The organism is Phycobacter sedimenti (assembly GCF_038148855.1).
GTDB lineage: Bacteria > Pseudomonadota > Alphaproteobacteria > Rhodobacterales > Rhodobacteraceae > Phycobacter > Phycobacter sedimenti.
The window spans coordinates 71,453-96,780 of the sequence record NZ_JBBVGR010000009.1 but is presented as its reverse complement, the minus strand read 5'-3'; the positions used below and the strand labels follow the sequence as shown (position 1 = coordinate 96,780).

At 60.0% G+C, this 25,328-nt stretch carries 23 protein-coding genes; 11 read left to right on the top strand and 12 right to left on the bottom strand.

All coding sequences use genetic code 11. The features are described 5' to 3' along the window. Positions 1-21: 21 nt before the first annotated feature. Entirely contained in the window at positions 22-600 is a 579-nt protein-coding gene (locus AADA15_RS16205; protein ID WP_341642602.1) for a DUF924 family protein, read from the top strand. A gap of 47 nt (positions 601-647) precedes the next feature. Here the strand turns inward: AADA15_RS16205 and AADA15_RS16200 are convergent, their stop codons facing one another. Beyond that, complete coding sequence (locus AADA15_RS16200; protein WP_341642601.1) at positions 648-1,055, bottom strand: hypothetical protein; 408 nt, start codon at positions 1,053-1,055, stop codon at positions 648-650. A gap of 239 nt (positions 1,056-1,294) precedes the next feature. On the opposite strand from AADA15_RS16200, the gene lpdA reads away from it, so the two are divergent. The 3 genes from lpdA to uvrA all read left to right on the top strand — a co-directional run bounded on the left by lpdA (position 1,295) and on the right by uvrA (position 6,953). Beyond that, positions 1,295-2,689, top strand: coding sequence for a dihydrolipoyl dehydrogenase (gene lpdA, locus AADA15_RS16195; RefSeq protein ID WP_341642600.1), 1,395 nt, complete (start codon positions 1,295-1,297; stop codon positions 2,687-2,689). Between the two features lie 149 nt (positions 2,690-2,838). Next, positions 2,839-4,014 carry an MFS transporter gene (locus AADA15_RS16190; RefSeq protein ID WP_341642599.1) on the top strand — a complete coding sequence of 392 codons (1,176 nt, stop codon included), beginning with the start codon at positions 2,839-2,841 and terminating at the stop codon, positions 4,012-4,014. A gap of 95 nt (positions 4,015-4,109) precedes the next feature. Continuing rightward, positions 4,110-6,953, top strand: a complete 2,844-nt coding sequence (gene uvrA, locus AADA15_RS16185; RefSeq protein ID WP_341642598.1) for an excinuclease ABC subunit UvrA — start codon at positions 4,110-4,112, stop codon at positions 6,951-6,953. A gap of 60 nt (positions 6,954-7,013) precedes the next feature. Here the strand turns inward: uvrA and AADA15_RS16180 are convergent, their stop codons facing one another. The 4 genes from AADA15_RS16180 to AADA15_RS16165 all read right to left on the bottom strand — a co-directional run bounded on the left by AADA15_RS16180 (position 7,014) and on the right by AADA15_RS16165 (position 10,401). Then, positions 7,014-7,205 carry a YgaP family membrane protein gene (locus AADA15_RS16180; RefSeq protein WP_341642597.1) on the bottom strand — a complete coding sequence of 64 codons (192 nt, stop codon included), beginning with the start codon at positions 7,203-7,205 and terminating at the stop codon, positions 7,014-7,016. 124 nt (positions 7,206-7,329) lie between these two features. Beyond that, on the bottom strand, positions 7,330-8,202 hold the full coding sequence (gene mmsB / locus AADA15_RS16175) for a 3-hydroxyisobutyrate dehydrogenase (RefSeq protein WP_341642596.1): 873 nt from the start codon (positions 8,200-8,202) through the stop codon (positions 7,330-7,332). A 4-nt stretch (positions 8,203-8,206) separates the two neighbouring features. Further along, positions 8,207-9,247: an enoyl-CoA hydratase/isomerase family protein gene (locus AADA15_RS16170; protein ID WP_341642595.1), complete on the bottom strand. Its 1,041-nt coding sequence runs from the start codon at positions 9,245-9,247 to the stop codon at positions 8,207-8,209. Between the two features lie 8 nt (positions 9,248-9,255). Further along, complete coding sequence (locus AADA15_RS16165) at positions 9,256-10,401, bottom strand: acyl-CoA dehydrogenase family protein (protein ID WP_341642594.1); 1,146 nt, start codon at positions 10,399-10,401, stop codon at positions 9,256-9,258. Between the two features lie 234 nt (positions 10,402-10,635). On the opposite strand from AADA15_RS16165, the gene AADA15_RS16160 reads away from it, so the two are divergent. Continuing rightward, positions 10,636-12,432 carry an O-linked N-acetylglucosamine transferase, SPINDLY family protein gene (locus AADA15_RS16160; protein ID WP_341642593.1) on the top strand — a complete coding sequence of 599 codons (1,797 nt, stop codon included), beginning with the start codon at positions 10,636-10,638 and terminating at the stop codon, positions 12,430-12,432. A gap of 17 nt (positions 12,433-12,449) precedes the next feature. On the opposite strand, the gene AADA15_RS16155 is transcribed toward AADA15_RS16160, so the two are convergent. Further along, entirely contained in the window at positions 12,450-13,046 is a 597-nt protein-coding gene (locus AADA15_RS16155) for a L,D-transpeptidase (protein WP_341642592.1), read from the bottom strand. 215 nt (positions 13,047-13,261) lie between these two features. Further along, entirely contained in the window at positions 13,262-14,761 is a 1,500-nt protein-coding gene (locus tag AADA15_RS16150; protein ID WP_341642591.1) for a CoA-acylating methylmalonate-semialdehyde dehydrogenase, read from the bottom strand. A 164-nt stretch (positions 14,762-14,925) separates the two neighbouring features. Between AADA15_RS16150 and AADA15_RS16145 the strand changes: the two genes are divergently transcribed. The 3 genes from AADA15_RS16145 (at position 14,926) to coaD (ending at position 17,026) form a co-directional block, all read left to right on the top strand. Then, a complete protein-coding gene (locus AADA15_RS16145; protein ID WP_341642590.1) occupies positions 14,926-15,822 on the top strand; it encodes a LysR family transcriptional regulator in 897 nt (298 codons plus the stop codon). Between the two features lie 134 nt (positions 15,823-15,956). Continuing rightward, entirely contained in the window at positions 15,957-16,391 is a 435-nt protein-coding gene (locus tag AADA15_RS16140) for a CBS domain-containing protein (protein ID WP_341642589.1), read from the top strand. Between the two features lie 140 nt (positions 16,392-16,531). Beyond that, complete coding sequence (gene coaD, locus AADA15_RS16135) at positions 16,532-17,026, top strand: pantetheine-phosphate adenylyltransferase (RefSeq protein ID WP_192966480.1); 495 nt, start codon at positions 16,532-16,534, stop codon at positions 17,024-17,026. Positions 17,027-17,138: 112 nt separating this feature from the next. On the opposite strand, the gene AADA15_RS16130 is transcribed toward coaD, so the two are convergent. Together AADA15_RS16130 and gap are read right to left on the bottom strand one after the other, a co-directional pair. Then, a complete protein-coding gene (locus AADA15_RS16130; RefSeq protein WP_341642588.1) occupies positions 17,139-17,282 on the bottom strand; it encodes a hypothetical protein in 144 nt (47 codons plus the stop codon). 86 nt (positions 17,283-17,368) lie between these two features. Further along, a complete protein-coding gene (gene gap, locus AADA15_RS16125) occupies positions 17,369-18,370 on the bottom strand; it encodes a type I glyceraldehyde-3-phosphate dehydrogenase (protein ID WP_341642587.1) in 1,002 nt (333 codons plus the stop codon). A gap of 253 nt (positions 18,371-18,623) precedes the next feature. On the opposite strand from gap, the gene AADA15_RS16120 reads away from it, so the two are divergent. From AADA15_RS16120 to AADA15_RS16110, 3 genes are read left to right on the top strand one after another with little or no spacing between them, the layout of a single operon-like run. After that, on the top strand, positions 18,624-19,595 hold the full coding sequence (locus AADA15_RS16120) for a DUF808 domain-containing protein (RefSeq protein ID WP_341642586.1): 972 nt from the start codon (positions 18,624-18,626) through the stop codon (positions 19,593-19,595). Then, positions 19,592-20,386, top strand: a complete 795-nt coding sequence (locus AADA15_RS16115) for an HAD-IIB family hydrolase (protein ID WP_341642585.1) — start codon at positions 19,592-19,594, stop codon at positions 20,384-20,386. The genes AADA15_RS16120 and AADA15_RS16115 overlap by 4 nt, the downstream gene beginning before the upstream one ends. Before the next feature lie 2 nt (positions 20,387-20,388). Then, complete coding sequence (locus AADA15_RS16110; RefSeq protein WP_341642584.1) at positions 20,389-21,609, top strand: glycosyltransferase family protein; 1,221 nt, start codon at positions 20,389-20,391, stop codon at positions 21,607-21,609. 9 nt (positions 21,610-21,618) lie between these two features. On the opposite strand, the gene AADA15_RS16105 is transcribed toward AADA15_RS16110, so the two are convergent. The 3 genes from AADA15_RS16105 to AADA15_RS16095 form a co-directional block, all read right to left on the bottom strand. Beyond that, entirely contained in the window at positions 21,619-23,367 is a 1,749-nt protein-coding gene (locus tag AADA15_RS16105; RefSeq protein ID WP_341642583.1) for an alpha-amylase family glycosyl hydrolase, read from the bottom strand. A gap of 124 nt (positions 23,368-23,491) precedes the next feature. Continuing rightward, positions 23,492-24,205 (bottom strand): N-acyl homoserine lactonase family protein, encoded by a 714-nt coding sequence (locus AADA15_RS16100; protein WP_341642582.1) that lies wholly within the window; start codon positions 24,203-24,205, stop codon positions 23,492-23,494. A gap of 23 nt (positions 24,206-24,228) precedes the next feature. Then, positions 24,229-25,284 carry a dipeptidase gene (locus AADA15_RS16095; RefSeq protein ID WP_341642581.1) on the bottom strand — a complete coding sequence of 352 codons (1,056 nt, stop codon included), beginning with the start codon at positions 25,282-25,284 and terminating at the stop codon, positions 24,229-24,231. Positions 25,285-25,328 lie beyond the last annotated feature (44 nt).

The following is a 25,328-nucleotide window of genomic DNA, read 5'->3' as shown; positions in this document are numbered from 1 at the left end:
GTTACAAGTGGAGAAGGCAAAATGGTTCGCCCCGAAGACATCCTGGAGTTCTGGCTGGATGAGGTCGGAGAAAAAGGGTGGTACCTGCAAGACGACGAATTGGATGAGCGTGTTCGTCAAAAGTTTCAATCCACCTGGGAGGCGGCGTGTGAGGGCCGGTTTTCCCTGTGGCTTACCTACCCGAGCGGAACGCTGGCCTACATTGTGCTGACTGACCAGTTGCCGCGAAACATGTTCCGTGGGTCGGGTCGCGCTTTTGCCTCTGACGCAATTGCACTGGCTGCCGCCAAGAACGCACTTCACAAGAAATGGGACATGAAGATCGACGAGCCCGCGCGGCAGTTCTTCTACCTGCCGTTGATGCATTCCGAGAACCTATGCGATCAGGAGCGGTGCGTGCGGTTGATGAAGGAACGGATGCCGCAAAGCGGCGAGTCGAACCTGCTACATGCCCGTGCCCATCGTGCCGTGATCCGCGAGTTCGGACGCTTCCCCTATCGCAATGAGGCGCTGTTGCGCCACAGCACCGCGCCCGAGATCGCCTATGTCCAGGAAGGCGGGTACGGCGAGACTGTTCGGATGCTGCAACAGGCAAGCTGACTGACAACAGCCAGTCAACAAGGCCCCGTTTGGGTCGTGCGTCGGTGCTAAACGTCTGACCGGGGCGTGCGCCCAAAGGTCTCTGCGATACCCCGCACCAGACTTGCGGCAAAGGTTTCGGCAGCGGTGATGGCGATTTGGTCTATGGAACCCAGTTTTTCGCCAAGGACGCGTTGTGCGTCGGCAAGACGCTGATCGAGTTTGATCAGAGCATCAGTGACCTCGGGGCCATGGGGTGTCCCGGACGTGAGGGTGGCTTTGATCTGCCCAAGGTCATTTTTCAGACCGCGCAAATCTTGATGGATGGGTGCCAGGCTGTCACGTGTGTCCACAAGCTGGTCGGTCAAACGCCCTACGGACGCAAACAGCTGCCAGCCCAGGAACAGGCACAGGGCCGCAAGCAGAAGTGTCGCATTGATCATGGCTTTTGCCAGATCCCAGAAGGCTTTGGTCATGTTTTCCGGCTCCATATCCTGTGGCGTGCTGCGCGCATCCGAACCTGGGGCGATTTTATTGGCGCGCCGGTTTTACTGTGCCTATGGTTGGCTGAGGACGCAATCGCCGGTGTGCTTTGGGGGTCCAGACTGCCACAGGGCTGATTGCGCATGGCAGGATCCCGGAAACCGAGATTGCAGTGTTTGGAGAACTAGTTTAACGGTAAACTAGTTTTAGATCCAGTTTGGCGAGGGATACCATGGCCGCACAAACCTTTGACGTGATCGTAATCGGCGCAGGGCCGGGGGGCTATGTGGCAGCCATCCGCGCCGCACAGTTGGGGCTGAAGACTGCGGTGATCGAGCGTGAGAACCTTGGCGGCATCTGTCTCAACTGGGGCTGTATCCCGACCAAGGCCATGCTGCGTTCTTCCGAGGTGTTCCACCTGATGCACCGCGCCAAGGAATTCGGGTTGAAAGCCGATGGCATCGGATATGACCTTGATGCGGTCGTCAAACGCTCGCGCGGGGTGGCAAAACAGTTGTCTTCGGGCGTTGCGCATCTGTTGAAGAAGAACAAGGTCACCGTGATCATGGGAGAGGCGACGATCCCGGCCAAGGGCAAGGTGACGGTCAAGACCGACAAGGGGACAGAGGATCTGACGGCGAAGAGCATCATCCTGGCCACTGGCGCCCGCGCGCGCGAACTGCCGGGCCTGGAGGCGGACGGTGATCTGGTCTGGACCTACCGCCACGCGCTGGTGGCGCCGCGGATGCCGAAAAAGCTGCTCGTTATCGGATCGGGTGCCATCGGCATCGAATTTGCGAGCTTCTTCAACACGCTGGGCGCCGATACCACCGTGGTCGAGGTGATGGACCGGGTACTGCCGGTCGAGGATGCCGAAATTTCGGGGATGGCCAGGAAGGCCTTTGAAAAGCAGGGCATGAAGATCATGGAGAAATCCATGGTGAAACAGCTCGATCGCGCAAAAGGCAAGGTGACAGCCCATATCGAAACCGGCGGCAAGGTCGAAAAGATGGAGTTCGACACGGTGATCTCTGCCGTGGGGATCGTCGGCAATGTCGAAGGTCTGGGGCTTGAGGCGCTTGGCGTCAAGATTGACCGCACCCATGTGGTGACCGACGCCTACTGCCGCACAGGTGTCGATGGTCTCTATGCCATTGGTGATATCGCGGGTGCCCCGTGGCTTGCCCATAAAGCCAGCCACGAAGGCGTCATGGTTGCCGAGCTGATCGCTGGCAAACACGCCCACCCTGTCAAACCCGAAAGCATCGCGGGCTGCACCTATTGCCACCCGCAGGTCGCAAGCGTCGGCTATACCGAGGCCAAGGCCAAGGAACTGGGATACGAGATCAAGGTCGGCCGCTTTCCCTTTGTCGGCAACGGCAAGGCAATCGCGCTGGGTGAACCCGAGGGTATGATCAAGACGATCTTCGATGCCAAGACCGGAGAGCTGCTCGGCGCGCATATGATCGGGGCCGAAGTGACCGAGCTGATCCAGGGCTATGTGGTGGGGCGTCAGTTGGAAACCACCGAAGAAGACCTGATGAACACGGTTTTCCCGCATCCGACCCTTAGCGAGATGATGCATGAAAGCGTGCTGAACGCTTTTGACCGAACCATTCATTTCTGAGAGTCCGATACCGCAAAACGGAACCGCCCAAGGCTCTGGCTTGCTTTGGGCGGTTTTTCTTTGCTTGTCTGGTGGTGGCCTTCTTTTCAGGATATTAGCCAGTGGCGCCCCGGCGCTTTTTGATTGAACAGATTTCACTGGGTTTCGTAATGGCGGCGAGCGGACAGACACGCTGGGGGCTGATCCTCCTTATCTGGTGCGCGGGTCTTGGGGCGGCGGCCCAATACGGCAAGGTCAGCGTCGTTTTCGATCAGATGACGGACTTGTATCCTGATGTCGGCAGCGCGATTGGATTCACCGTGTCGCTGGTCGGGTTCCTCGGTATCCTTCTGGGGATCATAGCGGGAATGGTTGTCTCGGCCGTCGGGTTTCGTCGCACGCTGGTTGCTGCGCTTGCCAGCGGCGCGCTGATGTCGGCCCTGCAGGTTCTGGACCTCCCGTTCTCCGCCTTCCTGCTGACCCGCGTGATCGAAGGTCTGTCGCACCTTGGCGTGGTCGTGGCGGCACCGACGCTGATTGCGCAGATCAGTTCGAACCGCCATCGTGGTGTCGCGTTGACCCTGTGGAGCACCTTCTTTGCGGTCGCCTTTGCGCTTCTGTCCTGGTTGGGCGTGCCCTTGGCGCGGGCGGGGAGCGTTCAGGCGTTGTTCGCGGCACATGCCGTGATTATGGCGGTGCTGGCGCTGGTGCTGGCGCGGAGCCTGCGGGATGTGCCGGTGCCGGAGCGCCAGCCGATGCCCACCCTGTCCGATCTGCCGCGCTTGCATATTCAGATCTTCCGTTCCCCCTGGCTGGCCGCACCCGCGGCGGGCTGGTTGTTCTACACGATCTGTTTCGTTGCCATCCTGACCGTCCTGCCGCCCTATCTGGATCCTGCCTGGCGGGGTTTCGTGATGGGCGCGATGCCGCTGACCTCGATTGCGGTTTCGATGACACTGGGCGTGGGTCTGCTGCGTCGGTTCAGCGCCGTGACCCTGGTGCAGGCCGGTTTCGCTTTCAGTGCTTTGTCGCTGATATGGCTCTGGTTGGAACCCGGTGCCCCGCTTGGCTGTCTCGCCCTGGCGGGGGCCTTGGGGCTGGTGCAGGGGCCTAGCTTTGCCGCGGTTGCGCAGCTCAACGCCCGCGCGGCGGATCAGGCCAAATCCAACGGGGCGATGGCCATGGCCGGAAACCTGGGCAATACCATCGGGACGCCTCTGATGGTCTCTGTGCTGGCGTTTGGGGGCTACAATGCGATGCTGCTGACGGCCTCAATCACTTTTGTCTGCGGTGGCGCAGCACATGCGCTGTTGGCGATACGCCGCAGAAATCAAAATGTTCTCTGAACGTTCTTCATTTTGGGTTGGAGACTCGCGCAGCTTTGCCTATCTCTAGGGGCAAGCGCCGGTGTCCAGACCGGGCGCGGGTATTGGGGGCTTTCATGGCTGAGCTGAAAACCATCGAGGTGCGCGGCGCGCGCGAGCATAACCTGAAAAGCATCGACGTGGATATTCCGCGCGATGAGCTGGTGGTGATCACCGGCCTTTCGGGCTCGGGCAAATCTTCGCTGGCCTTCGATACAATTTACGCAGAGGGGCAGCGCCGCTACGTGGAAAGCCTGAGCGCCTATGCGCGCCAGTTCCTGGACATGATGGAAAAGCCCGATGTGGACCACATCAGCGGCCTGTCCCCCGCGATTTCGATCGAGCAGAAAACGACCTCCAAGAACCCGCGCTCAACTGTCGGCACGGTGACAGAGATCTACGATTATCTCCGCCTGCTCTTTGCGCGCGCGGGCACGCCCTATAGCCCTGCGACCGGCCTGCCAATTGAGGCACAGCAGGTACAGGACATGGTCGACCGCATCATGGCGCTGGAGGAAGGGACGCGCGGCTACCTGCTGGCGCCCATCGTGCGAGACCGCAAGGGCGAGTACCGCAAGGAGTTTCTTGAGCTGCGCAAGCAGGGCTTCCAGCGGGTGAAGGTCGACGGTGAGTTCTACGAGCTGGATGAGCCGCCGACGCTGGACAAGAAGTTCCGCCATGACATCGATGTGGTGGTGGACCGGATCGTCGTGCGCGAAGGGCTGGAAACGCGCCTCGCGGACAGTTTGCGCACCGCGCTGGATCTGGCCGATGGCATTGCCATCCTTGAAACTGCGCCGCGCGAAGGCGACCCCGAGCGTATCACCTTCTCGGAGAATTTCGCCTGTCCCGTCAGCGGCTTCACCATCCCCGAGATCGAGCCGCGCCTGTTCTCCTTCAACGCGCCCTTTGGCGCCTGCCCCGAGTGCGACGGGTTGGGGATGGAGCTGTTCTTTGACGAACGCTTGGTGGTGCCGGACCAAAGCCTCAGGGTCTATGATGGGGCGCTGGCCCCTTGGCGCAAAGGCAAGTCGCCTTATTTCCTGCAGACCATTGAAGCAATCGCCAAGCATTACGAGTTCGACAAGAACACGCCCTGGAAGGATCTGCCCGCCCATGTGAAGCAGGTTTTCCTATACGGCTCCGGGGATGAGGAAATCGCCTTCCGCTATGACGAGGGCGGGCGGGTCTACAACGTCACGCGCGTCTTTGAAGGCGTGATCCCGAATATGGAACGCCGCTACCGTGAGACGGACAGCAACTGGATCCGCGAGGAATTTGAGCGTTACCAGAACAACCGCCCCTGCGGCGCCTGCGGCGGCTACCGGCTGCGGGAAGAGGCGTTGGCGGTGCGCATCGCAGATCTCCACGTGGGGCAGGTGGTGCAGAAATCCATCCGCGAGGCGCTCGCCTGGATCGAGGATGTGCCCAATCATCTGAGCACCCAGAAACAGGAAATCGCCCGCGCCATCGTCAAGGAAATCCGCGAACGGTTGGGTTTCCTCAACAATGTGGGCCTTGAATATCTGACCCTCAGCCGCAACTCGGGCACGCTGTCGGGCGGGGAAAGCCAGCGGATCCGGTTGGCCAGTCAGATCGGCTCGGGCCTCACCGGCGTGCTTTATGTGCTGGACGAGCCTTCCATTGGCCTCCATCAGCGCGACAACGACCGGCTTATCACCACGCTCAAGAACCTGCGCGATCAGGGCAATACGGTGATCGTGGTGGAGCATGACGAGGATATGATCCGTCAGGCCGACTACGTCTTTGACATCGGCCCCGGCGCGGGCGTGCATGGCGGGCAAGTGGTCAGCCACGGCACACCGCCGCAGATCGCGGCCGATCCGGCCTCGATCACCGGGCAGTATCTGTCCGGCGCACGGGAAATCGAGATCCCCGCCACCCGGCGCAAGGGTAACAAGAAAAAGATCAAAGTGGTCAAGGCCACGGGCAACAACCTGAAAGAGGTGACCGCCGAATTCCCCCTGGGAAAATTTGTCTGTGTCACCGGGGTGTCGGGCGGCGGGAAATCGACCCTGACGATCGAAACCCTGTTCAAGACCGCCTCCATGCGTCTGAACGGCGCGCGCCAGACCCCTGCGCCCTGCGAAACCATCAAGGGGCTGGAGCATCTGGACAAGGTGATCGACATTGACCAGCGCCCCATCGGGCGCACGCCGAGGTCGAACCCGGCCACCTATACCGGCGCCTTCACCCCGATCCGCGATTGGTTCGCGGGCCTGCCCGAGGCCAAGACGCGCGGCTACAAACCCGGGCGTTTCTCCTTCAACGTCAAGGGCGGGCGCTGCGAGGCCTGTCAGGGCGATGGCGTCATCAAGATCGAGATGCACTTCCTGCCCGACGTCTACGTGGAATGCGAAACCTGCAAGGGCAAGCGCTATAATCGCGAAACGCTGGAGGTCACCTTCAAGGGCAAAAGCATCGCCGATGTTCTGGATATGACCGTCGAAGAGGCGCAGGGCTTCTTTGCCGCCGTGCCCTCGATCCGGGACAAGATGGATGCGCTGATGCGGGTGGGCCTTGGCTATATCAAGGTTGGCCAGCAGGCGACGACCCTGTCCGGGGGCGAGGCACAGCGGGTGAAACTCTCGAAGGAACTGTCCAAACGCTCTACGGGCCGTACGCTATATATCCTCGATGAACCCACCACGGGCCTGCATTTCGAGGATGTGAAAAAGCTATTGGAAGTGCTGCATGAATTGGTGGAGCAGGGCAATTCGGTGGTGGTGATCGAGCATAACCTCGACGTGATCAAGACCGCCGACTGGATCATCGACATCGGCCCCGAAGGCGGCGATGGCGGTGGAGAGATCGTTGCGACCGGCACGCCGGAAGATGTCGCCAAGGAACCCCGCAGCCACACCGGGCGCTACCTCAAACCTATGCTGGAAGCGCAGTAGGTCGCGGCGGAATAAAGTGGCAGGCCCCTACGCCGCTTCGGCGGCTGGGGCCACGCCGGGCTACTTCTTCATCGGGCAGGTGTTGAAACCCAGGATCGAATAGAGCGGGCAGGTGCCCATGAGGCCTGTCACCAGCGGCACGATGCCGATCCACATCCACCATCCATAGCCCATCAGCGCGCCGACGATCAGCAAGGCACCGACGACGATCCGCAGGATCTTATCCAGACCCCCAACATTGTTTGCAAACATGGTAATCCCTTTCCTGATAAACAGGGCAAGGTTACAACGGACCCGGACAGAAAAACATGATGTGGGTCAATGAAAGGGGGCGGTACCGTCTGGCCCGCCCCAGTCTTCGCGTATCCGCTTGGCCTTAGTCGCGGCCGCGTTTTTCGAACCGGGGCAGCATGGCAGAGAAATCCATGCCCATGCCATCCTCATTCTCGACGAACTGTGCATAAAGCGCCTCGGCCAGCTGACCCATCGGGGTATCCGCATCGGCGCTGCCTGCGGCCTGCTGCGACAGGCGCAGGTCCTTCAGCATCAATTCGGCCGCGAAACCGGGCTTGTAGTCGTTGTCGGCGGGCGACTGCGGGCCGACGCCGGGCGCCGGGCAATAGGCGTTCATGGTCCAGCTGTAGCCCGAGGAGGTAGAGACCACGTCGAACATCTTTTGCCGGTCGAGGCCCAGTTTGTCAGCCAGCGCAAAGGCCTCGCAGGTGGCGATCATGGTGACACCAAGGATCATGTTGTTGCAGATCTTCGCGGCCTGACCGGCGCCTGCGTCGCCGCAATGCACGGCTTTCTGTCCCATGATGTCAAACAGCGGCTTTGCCTTCTCAAAGGCCTCGGCGGATCCACCCGCCATGAAGGTCAGCGTGCCACCCGCAGCGCCGCCAATGCCGCCGGAAACCGGCGCATCCACCGGCAGCAGGCCAGCGGCAGCAGCCTTTTCGGCCACGGCGCGCGCTGAATCCACATCCACGGTGGAGCAATCCACGAAAGCCGCGCCCGCTTTCATTGCCGGGATGATCTCATCGGCAACGCTGCGCAGGATCTGGCCGTTGGGCAGCATCGTGATCACCACATCGGCGCCTTCTGCGGCTTCAGCGCCGGAGGCCGCAAGGGTGACGCCGTCGATGCTGACCTCTGCCATGTCAAAGCCGGTGACATCGTGACCTGCGGCGGCCAGGTTGGCAGCCATCGGGCCGCCCATGTTGCCAAGGCCGATAAATCCGATTTTCATGGGGTTACTCCTCCTCAAATGTCAGTGCGTCGGCGCCGAGCGGCATCAGCATCTGGCTGACGGCCACGGCGGGCACGATACGATCCGCATATTGCCACTTGGGCTGCCGGTCCTTGTCAATGATCTGGGCGCGGATGCCTTCCAGAAAGTCGCCCTTTTCCATCGACCGATAGGTAAAACGATATTCCAGATCCAGTGCGCGCTGGATGCTGAGCGTTTCGCCACGCAAACGGTGCAGGATTTCCACCGTGGAGGCCATGGAAAGCGGCGAGTTGCGGAAAAGGGCCTTTCTGGCACCTTCTGCAAACTCCGAGCGGTTCAGGTTCAGGTCGGTCAGGATATCGCCCAGGGTTTCGCCGGCAAAGAGCCGGTCGATATCGCCCTGCATGGCTTCGAGCGTGGCTTCCGGCGCGCCCTCTGCGGCGTTCTCCAGAATGCCGGGGTTTCCGTCCTGCTCAAGGGCGGCGATCAGCCCGGCCCATTTGTCTTTCGGGATGTAGAGATCGGCGAACCCGGCATAGATCGCGTCAGCCGCCTTCATCCGGCCTGCGGTCAGGCCCAGGTATTCGCCCAGACGACCGGGGGCCAGTGCCAGGATCAGCGTGCCGCCCACGTCCGGGATCAGGCCGATACCAACCTCGGGCATTGAGATCTGGCTGCTTTCGCAGACGATCCGGTGGGTTCCGTGACAGCCAATGCCGACACCGCCGCCCATGGTGAACCCCTGCAGGAAGCTGACCACCGGTTTCGGGTAGCCGAAAATGCGCGCGTTCAGACGGTACTCATCCCGCCAGAAGGTGCGCCCATAGCCGTAATCGCCGGCCTTGCCGGTGGCATAAAGCTCGGCAATGTCGCCGCCTGCGCAGAAGGCTTTGTCGCCCGCCGCATCGATGACGACCACCTTGACGGCATCGTCTTCGGCCCAGTCTTTCAGCGCCGCGTCAATGGCCATGCACATGTCGTAGGACAGGGCATTCAGGGCCTTTTCACGGGTCAGGGTGATCCGGCCTGCGCAGCCGGTCACGCGGATGTCGATATCGCTCATCCCCGGCCTCAGCGGTTTTCAGAGAGCATGTGCCGGGCAACGATCACGCGCATGATCTCGTTGGTGCCCTCAAGGATCTGGTGGACGCGAAGGTCGCGCACCAGCTTCTCGATCCCGTAGTCCGCCAGGTAGCCATAGCCGCCGTGCAGCTGAAGACACTGATCGACCACTTTCGATCCTGCCTCGGTCACGAATTTCTTGGCCATGGCGCAGAACTTGGTCGCATCCGGCGCGCCCTGATCCAGTTTCCAGGCCGCCTGGCGCAGGAAGGTGCGCGCGGCCTGAAGCTCGATCTCCATATCCGCAAGGCGGAATTGCAGCCCCTGGAACTGGTCGATGGATTTACCGAAGGCCTTGCGCTCGCCCATATATTGCAGGGTCATGTTGAGCGCGGTCTGCGCCGCCCCAAGCGAGCAGGAAGCGATGTTGAGGCGCCCGCCATCGAGACCCATCATGGCGTATTTGAAGCCCTGACCCTCTTCGCCCACAAGGTTGTTCGCGGGGATCTTGCAATCGTCGAATTGCACCTGCGCGGTGGGCTGGCTTTTCCAGCCCATCTTGTCCTCAAGGCCGCCAAAGGACAGGCCCGGTGTGCCATCCTCGACATAAACGGTGGAGATCCCCTTGGGGCCATCCTCGCCGGTGCGCACCATGCAGACATAGGCATCGGAGTAGCCGCCGCCCGAGATGAAGGCCTTGGTACCATTCAGGGTGTAGCCTTCGTTGGTTTTCTCGGCGCGGGTTTTCAGCGCGGCCGCATCCGAGCCCGATCCGGGTTCGGTCAGGCAGTAGGACAGCACCGTGTTCAGGGTCAGAACATCCGGCATCACCCGAGCCTTCATTTCGTCGCTGGCAAAGGTATCCAGCATCTTGGCGCACATGTTGTGGATCGACAGGAAGGCGGCAACCGACGGGCAGGCCATCGACAGAGCCTCAAAGACCAGCGTCGCGTCCAGGCGAGACAGGCCCGAGCCGCCGCCCTCTTCGCTGACGTAAAGGCCACCGAAGCCCAGCTCGCCCACCTTGGGCCACAGATCCTTGGGAATGGTGCCTTCCGCTTCCCACTGACGTGCGAAGGGCGCGATGTTGTCCTGACCAAAGGCATAAGCCATGTCGAAAATGGCGGCCTGTTCTTCTGTCAAAGCGAAATCCACGTCGTGTCCTCCCTGGCGCGGTGTGAATTGAACGGTTGTTTATTTATTTATCCTGACGATCCCCCCAGAGCAAGCTGCGCAATTGCAAAGTCATGCTGCAGGAATGGCGTGGCACACCGCCAGGTGGAGCCGGGTGGTTGGAAACGAAATCTTAGGGAGCACGGCGATATTGTTCATCCCAGCCCGTGTACCGGCGAACGGTACATAAACCTGTCAGAACTTCGGAAGTGATCCATGTCAAAATTCGATTTCCAACTACAGAAAAACGCCCGGAACATCTCGGCATCAACCGCAGGTGCGGGGGGCGGGCAGGAAAATGCGCTTGGGTCGTTTCAGAACCCGCAGGATGTTGGGGCCCGAAGCGAAGAGAAGCTCCTCGATGACGCCATGGCCCTGGTGGTGGCTGGCGATTTTCCAGGCGCGCGCGAATTGGTAGACGCCGGTCTGATATCGTATCCTGACAACTATGTTCTGCACCGCCTTTCAGGTGACATTTACCTGCGTCAGAACAACATGAACGAGGCGATGAAGGGCTACATGAACGCCATGGGGCTCAACCCCCTGGACACCAGAACGCTGAACTCGATCGGCAGCTGGCTTTCGATCATGAAGAACTATCATGATGCCAAGGGGTTCTATCTGGCCGCCCACAATACGAACCCGATGGACGCCTGTGCCGGCTACAACTGGATCCACTGCTGCATGAAAGATGGCGACTGGAGCTTCTTTGAAAAGCTGCCGCAGATCCTGCGTTTGGGCGACAAGCATCCCATGGAGGTTCAGCCCTTTGCGCTATTGGGGGTAACGGACAATCCGGCCCTGCACAAAATACGTGTCGAGGCGCGCAGCAAGCTCATGATGAAAACGGTGAAGGAGAACAAGCGTTTCTCCCGCACCAGCGTTCAGGGGCGCAGAATCAGGCTTGGGTTCTTCTCAGATGATTTCAGAGAGCATGCCACGATGCTCTTGATGGGGCGTTTCTTTGATCTCATTGATCGAGAGCGTTTTGAGGTCTGCATCTACGACTACGCCACCTCTGAGGATACCGCCTCTGTGCGAGAGGACCTGAAGAAAAGCGCGGACATCTACCACAATGTGCGGGATATCAGCGATCATGAACTGGCCGAACTGGCGCGCAAGGATGGGGTCGATGTCGCCATCGACATGAAGACCTTCACCAAGGGCGGACGACTGGCCGTCTTTGCAGAGCGGGCCGCACCGGTGCAGGTGGCCTTCCTTGGCTACCCGGGAACAAGCGGCTTGCCGACGATGGACTATTTCCTGGCGGATGAAATCACGGTGCCCCCATCGCAGCGCCAGCATTTCAGTGAAAAGATCCTTAATATGCCTAACTGTTATCAGGTGAATGATAATACGCGCAAAATGGCGACTGAGATTCCGACACGCGCTGAATTCGGCTTGCCAGACGACGCGTTCGTTTTCTGCAGTCTCAATAACCCGAACAAGATCACACCCGCAGAATTCGACGTCTGGATGAAACTTCTGCGCAATGTGCCGGACAGTGTGATCTGGCTCTTTGCGCCGTCAGAAACCCTTCGGGAGAATCTTCTGCGTGAGGCTGCCGCGCGTGGGATTGGTCCTGATCGCGTGGTCTTTGCAGGGCAGGTGACCATGGCCATGCATCAGGCAAGGATGAGCCGGGCGGATTTGTTCCTGGATGCGTTCAACTGTAACGCGCATACCACCGCAAGCGAGGCTGTCTTTGCGGGGCTTCCGATCGTGACCAAGGCCGGGAAACAATTCGCGGCACGGGTTGCCGCCAGCATCGTGACAGCCATCGGTTGCCCGGATCTGGTGACCGAAACCGTGGAAGAGTATTACGATCTCGCCTACAAACTGGCAACGGACCGCGAGGCTCTGAACGAGGTCAAGCAGCGTCTCAAGGATAACCTCTGGACCACGCCGCTTTATGATTCCGAACAGTATGTGCGTGACTTTGAGAACCTGATGGAAAAGGCGATCCTGCGCTATGAGGAAGGCTCAAAGCCCAAGCACATGTCCTTGAAATGACAAAAGCCGTGCGGATCCTAAAGGATCCGCACTTTGGTGCCGATTTCAACCATTTCATAGAGCTCTTCAACGTGCTGATTATAAAGCCCGATGCACCCGGATGAGCTCTGACGGCCAATCTTGCGGGTGTCGTGGGTGCCGTGAACCAGATAGGCAGGCCAGCTCAGGTACATGGCGCGGGTGCCCAGCGGGTTTCCGGGGCCGCCCTTCATGAATGCAGGCAGGCTTGGATCCCGTTCCCGCATGGAAGGGGTCGGGGTCCAGCGCGGGTTCTTGGCCTTGCGCACGACCTCTGTGTAACCGCGTTTGGTCAGCTCTTCGCTCATGGGGACCGAAGAGGGGAACAGCCGGTAGGTTTCGCCGTCACCGCCCCAGTAGTGCACTGCGCGGGACGTCACATCCGCCAAGAGACATCCGACTCCCAGCTCGTCGAAATGGTCCTGCCAGTTCTGTTGGGTGAAGGCCGAGATATTGCGTTTTACGGCCTCTGTGTCGCGGATCGGTGCCTCATCCGTGGGAAAGGCATCCGTCGACTGTGCGCGCAGAATGGCGGGGCTGGCAAAGGTGCCTGCCAGGCCAAGAAGTGTCGCGCGGCGTGTGATCCGGGGTGCCATGTTGCCTCCTGTGGTGTCTTTGTTTCTGCTCATCGATTTTCGGAACATATTCGCTTTGGTGAATTTGGCCAGAGGGTAACCGGTGTATTCGCGGGTGCCTCACGCAGATGTGTTTGCCACAGGACCCTTTCGCAAGGTCGTGCTGGAATTTTTGCGGAAACGAAAAAGCCCCGGCGCGCGGGCCGGGGCTTTCGATGGAGCGTTGATGGGCTGGATCAGTCCATCGGCTTGAAGTTGAACTCGCCGCCTTCGCGGATGCCCGAAGGCCAGCGCGAGGTGATGGTCTTGGTGCGGGTGTAGAATTTGAACGCATCCGGGCCGTGCTGGTTCAGGTCGCCGAACGCGGATTTCTTCCAGCCACCAAAGGTGTGATAGGCCAGCGGCACCGGGATCGGAACGTTGATGCCGATCATGCCGATGTTGATCCGGTTGGCGAAATCACGGGCGGTGTCGCCATCGCGAGTAAAGATCGCGGTGCCGTTGCCGTATTCGTGGTCCATGGCATAGCCGAGGGCCTCTTCATATGTCTTGGCGCGCACGGTGGACAGAACGGGACCAAAGATCTCTTTCTTGTAGATATCCATGTCGGTGGTCACGTTGTCGAACAGGTGCGGTCCGACAAAGAATCCGTCTTCATAGCCTTGCAGGTTGAAGTTCCGACCATCGACCACCAGTTTCGCGCCTTGCTCAACACCGGATTCCACCAGGCGCAGGATGTTTTCCTTCGCCGCTGCGGTCACAACCGGGCCGTAGTCCACGTCATTGCCCGCGGTGTAGGGGCCGACCTTCAGCTTTTCGATGCGGGGCACCAGCTTTTCGATCAGGCGGTCGGCGGTTTCCTCGCCCACCGGAACCGCAACCGAGATCGCCATGCAGCGTTCGCCTGCCGCACCGTAACCGGCACCGATCAGCGCGTCTGCGGCCTGATCCAGATCCGCGTCGGGCATGATGATCATGTGGTTCTTGGCGCCGCCAAAGCACTGGACGCGCTTACCCTGAGCACAGCCGGTGCCGTAGATGTATTCGGCGATCGGGGTGGAGCCGACGAAACCGACCGACTGGATGGTGTCGTTGTACAGGATCGCGTCCACCGCTTCCTTGTCGCCGTTGACGACCTGCAGGATGCCCTTGGGCAGACCGGCTTCTTCCATCAGCTCGGCCAGCATCAGCGGCACGGAGGGGTCACGCTCGGAGGGCTTCAGGATGAAGGCGTTGCCGCAGGCGATGGCGGGCGCGAACATCCACATCGGGATCATGGCCGGGAAGTTGAACGGGGTGATGCCCGCGGTCACGCCCAGGGCCTGACGCATGGAGTACATGTCGATGCCGGGGCCGGCGCTGTCGGTGAATTCACCCTTCAGCATCTGCGGCGCGCCGATGCAGTATTCCACCACCTCGAGGCCACGCTGCACGTCACCGGCGGCGTCGGGCAGGGTCTTGCCGTGCTCGCGGCTCAGCGCCTCGGCCAGCTTGTCCATGTCGCGGTTCAGCAGGTCGACGAATTTCATCAGCACGCGGGCGCGGCGCTGGGGGTTGACGGCGGCCCATGCGGGCTGCGCGGCTGCAGCGATGGCAACGGCCTGCTCCATCTCGTCCTTGGACGCGAGCGGCACCTTGGCCTGCACTTCGCCGGTGGCCGGGTTGAACACATCGGCAAAACGGCCTGATGTGCCTTTGACGTGTTCGCCGTTGATATAATGCGTCAGCTCTTGCATCGGATCTCTCCCTCTACAGTTTGGCGGCATCCTAGGCTTGCAAAAAACTCTGGAAAAGGGGAAAGATTTCAAAGAGGCTTTGCAGGAACGCAGGTGCCCGCCGTGCCAGGTAAAGTGCGTGTCGAGGGCATCATGGCAGCTAGACAGTCGAGGAGGACCCCGGCATGGACCCACAATGGGATGATATGAAAGTGTTTCTTGCGGTTGCCCGCGAGGCGAGCCTGTCCGGCGCCGGACGTATCCTCAAGATGGATCCGGCTACGGTGGGGCGGCGCGTTGCCCGTTTTGAGGCTGCTCTTGATACGCCGCTCTTCGTGAAATCCCCGCAAGGTTATGCCCTCAGCGCCGCCGGAGACCGTCTTTTGGCCCATGCAGAGGCCGCCGAGCAGGCCATGCGCGCAGGTCAGGAGGCGCTGAGCGGGCCAAGCGATACCCTGTCGGGCCAGATCCGCATCGGTGCCCCGGATGGCAGCGCCAACTACATCCTGCCGCAGGTCTGCGCCGCAATCGGCGAGGAACACCCGGATCTGGACATCCAGATCGTTGCCCTGCCGCGTGTCATCAACCTGTCGCGGCGCGAAGCGGATATGGCCGTCACGGTCAGCGCGCCGACCGCCGGGCAGCTTCTGGTGCAGAAAATCACCGACTACAAACTGCACCTCGTCGGCTCCCGCCTCTACCTGCGCGATCATCCGCCCTTGGAAACCCTGGAGGACCTCAAGGGCCACCGCATGATCGGCTATATTCCCGATATGATCTTTGACCGGGAACTCGACTATCTCAGCGATCTTGGCGTACAGCGGGTGGCGCTGGCCTCCAACTCGGTCTCGGTGCAGATCAAACTGGCTGCCGAGGGCACCGCGCTGTGCGTGGCGCATGATTTTGCGCTGCCCGCGCACAGGGTTTTGCGCAAGGTGCTGACCGACAAGATCAGCCTGACGCGCAGTTTCTACCTGGTCCGTCATCAGGGCGATCAGCGCAGCGAGCGCCTGAACCGCTTTGCCGAGGCCCTGTCAAAGGGCATTCGCGAAGAGGTTGCTCGGCTTGAGGCGCTGACCTGAGGCGCAGGCCGTGGCCGTCGCGTTGCTATCGCTGCGAACACATAAGGCGCTTTTGAACCTTACATTTTCTTGACTTGTGCCTACATTGCGGCAACGCTTGGTTTTACGCAATAAAATTACAAGTTGGAGGGTTCATGCTGGTTCAATCGATTTTGAAATCCAAGGCGGAAGCCGGAGTGGTCACAATTGCCCCTGGCGCTTCGGTCTCGGAGGCGGCGCAGCTTCTGGCTCAGAAGGGGATCGGTACGGTGGTCGTCTCGACAGACGGTCAAACGGCCGAGGGCATCCTGTCAGAGCGCGACATCGTGCGTGAACTCGGCAAAAGCGGATCCGGGTGTCTGTCTCGGCAGGTCAAGGACTACATGACCGCCAAGCTCGTAACCTGTACCAGCCAATCCAATGTCGAAGACATCCTGAAACAGATGACCGACGGCCGCTTTCGCCATATGCCTGTTGTCGAGGACGGCAAGATGGTCGGGCTGATCTCCCTTGGTGATGTGGTCAAAGCCAAATTGGCCGAAGTGGCGATGGAAAAAGATGCGCTTGAAGGGATGATCATGGGGCATTAAGCGCCGCAGCGCCCGTTTTTGTGCGAAGGCGGGCGTTTATGACGCGCCGGAACGGGCTGTTCCGTATTTCCACCCTCTTGCCTTGATGCGGGCAAATATGTTTGCGTGCGCGCGAATTCCAAGGCGGCAGGAGGAGCCCCATGCGTATTGGCTTGTACCCAGGCACATTCGATCCCATCACCCTGGGCCATATCGACATCATCCGCCGCGCGAGCGCCCTGGTGGACAAACTGGTCATCGGCGTGGCCATCAACCGCGACAAGGGGCCACTGTTTACCCTGGAAGAGCGTGTTGCGATGATCGAGGCGGAATGCGCCAAGCTGACCGAACAGACGGGCACCGAGATTGTCGCGCACCCGTTTGAGAACCTTCTGATCGATTGCGCCCGCGATGTGGGGGCCCAGATCATTGTCCGGGGCCTGAGGGCGGTTGCCGATTTCGAGTATGAATTCCAGATGGTTGGTATGAACCGGGCACTCGACAGTTCAATTGAGACTGTGTTCCTGATGGCCGAAGCGCGCCATCAGGCGATCGCCTCAAAGCTGGTCAAGGAAATTGCCCGTCTGGATGGCGATGTGTCGAAGTTCGTAACGCCCCTCGTCAATGAGGAACTGCGCAAGCGGCTGGGCAAATAAGGCTGGCCAACCAAAGTTCGCAATCTGCTTTTATGATACGGAAAAGCCGGGCCACGTGCCCGGCTTTGCTCTTTGGGCACGAAAAGCGTGCAATGGGGCGCAGATCGTTCCGCTAGCGCCAGAACGCGACCCAGTCGAGCAACTCAAAGAACCGTTTGCCCAGAAAGATCATGTGTTCACTGCCAAAAAGCGCCACATCAACCAAGATGGCCGCGATGATGATCAGCCCCAAGACGATGGCGATGGGATTTGTCATGTCTGGCCTGTTTCCATGAAAATGCCCGCCCAGATAACCTGAGCGGGCGTAAAACCTCAAGAGGCGGATAGGCTTAGGCCAATGACTTAGACAAGGCGGCCCATTGCGGTGGCGACGTCTGCCATGCGCACCGAGAAGCCCCATTCATTGTCGTACCAGCACAGGACGCGCACCATTCGGCCCTCGACCACGCGGGTCTGATCCGGTGCGAAGATCGAGCTTTCACTGGAGTGGTTGAAGTCGGTGGAGACCAGCGGTGCGGGTTCATAGCCCAGAACGCCTTTCATCCGGCCTGTTGCGGCCTCGGCGACGAGGGCGTTGATCTCTTCTGCAGTCACGTCCTTGGCAGCGCGGAAGGTGAGGTCCACGGCGGAGACATTCGGAGTCGGCACGCGGATTGCGGACCCGTCAAGGCGACCTTTGAGGTTCGGAAGAACCTCGCCCAATGCCTTGGCTGCGCCGGTGGAGGTAGGGATCATCGACATGGCCGCGGCGCGGGCGCGGTAGAGATCCTTGTGGCGGCGGTCCAGCGTGGGCTGGTCGCCGGTGTAGGCGTGGATCGTGGTCATGATGCCGCTTTCGATCCCGACGCCTTCGTCAAGAACCTTGGCGATGGGCGCCAGGCAGTTGGTGGTGCAGGAGCCGTTGGAAACCATGCGGTCAGCCGCGGTCAACTGGTCATCGTTGACGCCAAAGACGATGGTCTTGTCGACGTTCTTGCCGGGGGCAGACAGCAGAACCTTGCCCGCGCCGCGCTCCAGATGCGCCTTGGCCTTTTCGCCGTCGTTGAACTTACCGGTGCATTCCAGAACGACATCGCAGCCTTCCCAGTCCAGCTCGTTCATGTCGTAGGTAGAGAACATCTGCATGTCACCGCGACCCAGATTCATGGTCCGGTCGCCGATGCTGACCTCGCCGGGGAACCGTCCATGCACGGAGTCGTATTTGATCAGATGCGCTGCGGTTTCCAGTGGCCCGGTCGCGTTGACCTTGATCACTTCGATATCGTCACGGCCGGATGCCGCGATGTGGGACAGGGTGCAGCGTCCGATACGGCCAAAACCGTTGATCCCGACTTTGATGGTCATTGGTATCTCTCCTGGCGAGCAAAACTTGGGCCGGATATAGACGGCTTCGTTAAATCTCTAAAGGGGCAAAAAGGGAGAAAAGCCAGAGTGTTAGCGCAAAACCCTACCGGTGGCGTTAACGGTATGGGGCCGGTGGCGATAACGATTTTGGAGGGTGCTGCCGCAATGCAGCAGGGAAGAATCGTACTTCGGCTTGTCTGCGCCGGGGGATCGTTTAGGCTGCAAGAAAAGCGGTGTGAACGAGGGGATACCGATGAGTGGTCTACTGGCTTTGCTGGACGATGTGGCGGGCATTGCCAAAGTGGCCGCGGCTTCCGTGGATGATGTTGCAGCCCAGGCGGCCAAGGCGGGGGCCAAGGCTGCGGGTGCGGTCATCGACGATGCTGCCGTGACCCCGAAATACGTGCACGGCTTTGCCGCCGAGCGGGAGCTGCCGATCATCTGGAAGATTGCCAAGGGATCGGTGAAGAACAAGCTGTTGATTTTGCTTCCCATTGGCCTCTTGCTTGCGAATTTTGCGCCTTGGCTGATTGCCCCGCTATTGATGCTGGGCGGCGCCTATCTGTGCTTTGAGGGCGCCGAGAAGATCTATCACGTCCTAGTGCCCCATGATGAAACCCATGTTTTTGCCGAGGATGTGCCGGGGGATCCGGCGCATCTCGAAGAGCAGAAGGCAGCTGGCGCGATCAAAACAGACTTTATTCTCTCGGCCGAGATCATGACCATCGCCCTGGCGGCAATCCCCGAGAGCAACATCTGGATGGAGGCGGCCACCCTGGCCACCGTGGGCCTGGGGATCACTGTGGCCGTTTATGGATCTGTCGCACTGATCGTGAAGGCAGATGATGTCGGGCTTTACCTTGCGCAGAATGGTGCATTGGGGATGACGCGCGCGCTGGGACGCGGGCTGGTTCAGGCCATGCCTGGCTTCATGAAGCTGCTGACCATCGTCGGAACCGCGGCGATGCTGTGGGTAGGGGGCTCTATCGTCATTCACGGGTTGGAGGAACTGGGTTTCGGGTGGCTTGGCCATCACATTCACGACTGGGCCTATGCGGTGGGCCATGCGGTTCCGGCTTCCTGGACCGGGTTCGCTGAATGGCTGGCAAAGGCCGGGATGGACGGTGTGTTCGGTGTGGCTTTGGGAATGCTTCTGATCCCCGTGGCAACCAAACTGATCGCTCCGGCCATTGCGGCAGTCACCGGAAAGACAGCGTCGCATTGACCCCCAGGCCGGATAGCCCGCCGCTGGTGGTCTTTTCCGACCTGGACGGAACGCTTCTGGATCACGAGAGCTATTCCTGGGCTCCGGCAAGACCGGCCCTTGATCGCCTGGCAAAAATGGGAGCGGCAGTAGTTCTGGCGAGCAGTAAGACCGCAGCAGAAGTATCTGTCTTGCAGAAGGAAATGGGGCTGTCTTGCTGGCCTGCTATCGTGGAAAACGGGGCCGGAGTGCTTGGGCAATCGCGCGAGCCGATCTACGACAGGCTGCGCGAAGCACTGGACACTCTCCCGGAGTCATTGCGGCGACGTTTTGTCGGGTTCGGCGACCTTTCGGTTGAGGGGATTGCCAAGGCGACGGGGCTGTCCCTTGAGGCTGCCGCGCTGGCAGCGCAGAGGTTGTTCTCTGAGCCAGGCACCTGGTCGGGCAGCGATGAGGATCTGCTGTTGTTCCAGCAGCTGCTTGCGAAACAGGGGATTACTGCGCGGCGCGGGGGGCGGTTCCTGACGCTTTCTTTCGGCGGGACAAAGGCGGATCGTATGGATGACATCATTGCCGGTTTGCGCCCGACCCACACGGTTGCCCTGGGGGATGCGCCCAATGATATCGAGATGCTGGAAACTGCCGATTTCGGTGTGGTGATCGCCAATTTTCATAGCAAACCTCTGCCGCAGCTCAAAAATGAGGCATCTGGCCGGATCATTCGCACCAAAGAGGCTGGGCCTTTGGGGTGGAACCGGGCCATTATGGACCTATTGGATCGTCTTGAGGGCGAGGCGCAAAAACAGGGATAGCCATGGTTGATTTTCATCAGAACGGGAACATCACAACGCTGCATAATTTGCGGACCCGCTCGCTTGAGGAAATGAACTATGAGCTGGAAACATTTGCCCAGTCCCGAAAAATCTCTCTGATCCTGCCGTGCCTCTATTCCGAGCTGGAGACAGAGGCAATGCCGAGGATCGTCTCTGAGCTTTCAAAGGTGCGCTATCTGCATCGCATCATCGTTGGGCTGGACCGGGCCGATGAGGCACAGTTTCGCCATGCGCAGGCGTTCTTCAAGGATCTCAATCAGAACCACGTGGTGATCTGGAACGACAGCCCCCGGATGACGGCCCTGGGAGCGCGCCTGGACGAGATGGGACTGGCCCCAAATGAGCAGGGCAAGGGAAAGAACGTCTGGTCCTCGATCGGGTATCTTTTGGGGTGCGAGGACAGCGCGGTCATGGCGATTCATGACTGCGATATCCTGACCTACACCAACGAACTTCTGGCGCGTCTTGTTTACCCGGTGGCCAACCCAAGTTTTCCCTATCAGGTGGCAAAGGGGTTTTATGCGCGGGTGGGGCAGGATCGGCTCAATGGCCGGGTGACACGGCTTTTGGTCAGCCCCTTGCTGATCGCCCTCAAGCGGGTGATCGGGGATCGCGACTACATCGACTACCTGCGTAGCTTTCGCTATCCCCTGTCGGGCGAATTTGCCATGCGCACCAGCATTCTGCCGGACCTCAGGATCCCATCGGACTGGGGGCTTGAGATCGGGGTCCTCTCAGAAGCCTGGCGCAACCTGGCGCCCAAGGCCGTCTGTCAGGTCGAGATTGCGGACTCCTATGACCATAAACATCAGGATCTGAGCCCAGAGGACGCGCAGGCCGGCCTTAACCGGATGTCGGTGGACATCTGCAAGGCGATCTTCCGCAAACTTGCCGCGGACGGGACCATATTCACCACCAATGTCTTTCGGACCCTGAAAGCCACCTACTATCGCAGCGCGCTCGACCTCTTGGAGGCGTACTATGCAGACGCCAAGATGAACGGCCTCAGCATCGACCGCCACAGTGAGGAACGGTCGATCGAACTGTTCGCCGAGAATATCATGCGGGCCGGGCAGTTCTTCCTCGACAACCCCCATGAAACGCCCTTCATCCCCACCTGGAGCCGCGTGCACGCTGCCGATCCGGCCTTCCTGCGGGACATGCAGGCGGCCGCCGTCGCTGATAGTAAAGAGTATCGCTAACGCAAGGCGTTAGGGGGTGTTGGTGATCCAGCGACACTGATATGGGGCAAGGGTAATCGTGCCGTCCATCATGGCCAGGTGTTCTCCTGTCAATACATCGACCCAGGTTTCATCCTCGATAAGGTTCAGGTGATAGGACGGCAGGGCGACCTCATCCTTGCTGACATTGTGAAGTGCAAAGATCGACTGGCTGCGATCAAGGCTCTGCCGCCAGATGGTGAACACCCGGTCATCATCCGAATTCAGCGTGAACTGGGTGGCGTTGGGATGAAAGGCGCTTTGCTTCTTTCGCAGTTCCAGGCGCGCGCGCAGGGCCGCCAGGACCCGGGCCTGCAGGCTGCATTCATCGTCCAGAAGCGCGCGCAAGTCACCGTAATCCCAGCGATGGCGGTTGATGGCCCGGTTCATGCCGCGCTTTTCGACGGCTTCGTGATCATTTGGCGTGGCCAGCAGCGAGTGGATGTAGAAGGCCGGAATGCCTTCAAGGCTCATGACGATGGTTTGCGAGCATATGAACCGTTCGAAATGGTAGGTATCTGGCCCGTCAAAGGTTTCGGTCAGCGCCTCATAGAATGTTGTGTTCAACTCATACGGGGACTCTCCGCCGCAGGGCAGCGCCCGCATGGAAACCATCCCGCCGGAATGGTGCACTGTTTCGATCATGCGCTGCTGTTCCTCGGCGCTCAGCAAACCCTCGGCAGGACGCATCCCGATCCCGTCGTGGCTGGCGGTGAAGTTGAAATAGGCGCAGCCCAGGGGCGCAGGCGGCATGGCCTTTTGCCATTCAACCAGATGCCGGGCATCCCCGGACAGCATCGCATGCAGGATCAGTGGTGGCAGCGGGAAGTTGTAGATCATATGCGCCTCGTCCCGGGCGCCGAAATAGCTGAGGTTCTCTGCCTTGGGGACGTTGGTTTCGGTGATCAGCACCACCTTTTCCGCCGTGTTGTCGCAGAGCATGCGCATCAGCTTGATGATCTCATGGGTCTGGGGCAGGTGGATCGACGGCGTGCCGACCTCCTTCCAGATAAAGGCCACCGCATCGAGCCGGATCATGCGTACGCCATTGTCGAGATGCAGGCGGATGATACGCAGGAACTCGAGCAGAACCTCCGGGTTGCGGAAGTCGAGATCGATCTGGTCGTGGGAAAAGGTGCACCAGACATGGCGCGGGCCCATGCTGGTTTCTACCTCCTGCAAAAGCGGCGTCGTGCGCGGCCTGACCACGGCGCTCAGATCATCTTCGGGGCGTGCCTCGAAGAAGAATTTATCATACGGTGCCTGGCCTTGGCGGTAGGCGTTGAACCACGCACCCTGACTCGATACGTGGTTCAGTACCAGGTCGGACATCAGCGTGAACTCATCCGCGATCCGGTTGATGTCGCTCCAGTCCCCCAGCTGAGGGTTGACGCTGCAGAAATCGGAAACCGCGAACCCGTCATCCGAGGTGAAGGGAAAAAACGGCAGGATGTGGACGCCATTCAGCCAGCCCTTGCAGTAGCGGCGCAGAAAATCATTCAGAAGGTCCAGCGGTTTGTGCTGCCCGTCGATGAGAGAGTTGCCATAGGTGATGACCACCGCATCAGCCTCGCTCCACATGCGGTTTCCCGGCGTGCGGGTCCGTTTGCGCCTTTTGGTTGGGTCAGGCCAGAAGGCGGTGTTGATCTGCGCGGCATAGGCGGCTGCGTCGATATCCGGGTAGATCCGCGCAATGCGGTTCATCAGGGCGCGGTGAAAGGACTGAGGCGGTTTTGTCATGCTTTGCAGTCAATCATGTCTGTGTGGACAAGGCCAATCCCATCCTGCAACAGGTGTGGGCAAATGAAGGGGGGCTGACTGATTTTTCGGCAGTCCGGCGATGGCGCGACTGCCGTTGCTACGCTCAGTCGTAGAATGCGGGGGCTTTGCGAAGCTGTGGCCATTGCTGAGGGCAGTGGCCGTAGATCACCATCATGTCCTGTGCGGCGGCCAGATCCATCAAACGGCTGGCGCTTTTTGCAGCGAGCAACGGATCGGGCGCGCTGTCAAAGCCTTCATCGATTTCAGCAGGGCGAGAGATCGCGTCCGAGGTCAAAAGAACCGGACCGGTGCGCGGCAGGTCAACCTGCAGGGCGATCTGTCCGGCGGTATGACCCGGAGCCATCAACAGCTGAATGCCCGGCGCGACGCGGGTATCCTGATCGACGGTCAGATACTCCCGGTCTGGCCATTCCATAGGCTGAACCTGGCCCCAATAGAGCGGCCGTGACAGATCGCGTTCGGCCTTTGACAACAGCAGGGGCGCCTCGCGAAATTCCGCAATGCCCCCGACGTGGTCGATATGCGTGTGGGTCAGAAGAAAGAGATCGATGTCTTTGGCCGATAGACCGATCAGCGCCAGTTGCGCCTCGGGAACGTGGCCGGGGCTGCACTTCAGAACCTCCCCGAAGGCCTCCAGTCCGTCCTCTTCAGCCGCGCCTTTGGGATCTGTGGCATATTTGGCCGGGAAGCCTGAATCGACAAGTAGGTTTTCACCATGATCCGTCTGGATCAGGTAGCCGCAGATGCCGATTGTGCGGCCATTGGAATGAACGCGAAAGAGGCCAAAATCCAGCACATACAATCGCTTGGGGTGGCCTTTTAACACATCTGGCCCCAGGTCTTGTCCAGGACGCGTAGCCAGTTCTTGTGGCAGAGCTTTTCGATCAGGGCGTGATCGTAGCCGTGTTGCTGCATCGCCGCACATAGCTTTGGCAGCCCGCCCACGTGCTGGATTTCGGCCGGAACAATGGCGCCATCAAAGTCAGATCCAAGGCCAACCCGATCCTCCCCGACTTCCTTGATCAGATAGTCGAGGTGGGCGATCATCCGGTCGATAGAGGTGGCGGCGTCCATGCGACCGTCTTCGCGCAGGAAGGCCACGGCAAAGTTCAGCCCCACCATCCCGTCGCTGTCTCGGATCGCATGGAGTTGCCGGTCTGTGAGATTGCGACTATGCGCGCACAGAGCATAAGCGTTGGAGTGGGTGGCCACGAGTGGAGCATCGCTGTGTTTGGCCACGTCCCAGAACCCTGCCTCGTTAAGGTGAGACAGATCGATGAGGATATTCAAATCATTGCATTTTTTTACCAGCCGCAATCCATCGGGTGTCAGGCCCGGTCCGATGTCACCGGTTGAGGGAAAGCGGAATGGCACCCCGTGACCGTAAATGGTTGGCCTGCTCCACACCGGTCCCAAAGAACGCAGACCCGCCGCGTAGAGCACTTCCAGCGCGTGAAAGGCCGGATCGATCGCTTCGGCGCCTTCCATATGCATCACGGCGGCAAGGATGCCGGCCTCCATGGCGCCTTTGATGTCTGCGGTGGTGCGGCAGATGCGGAGGGCGCCTTCGCGTTCAAGCCGCATCAGGATGGAGGCTTGGGACAGGGCAACGCGGCTGGCGGTGGGCCAGTCGACCGGACCGGGCAAGGGCAGATCATAGGCGGGCTTGTTCATCTCCTCGAGATCCATCGAGGCATCTTCACTGGGCACGAAAATGGCAAAGAAACCACCAGCAAACCCGCCCGCGCGCGCCTTTTGCAGATCGACCTGATGTCCGCCGCCGCCCTGGAAACCATCGCGGCCAAATGGGACGTTGCCAGTATGGACGCGAAGCAGAAGATCGTTGTGGCCATCAAAAACAAGTGGGGTTTGCATGGAATACCTGCGTGCTGCTGTATGAATTGGATCCAATGGAGGGC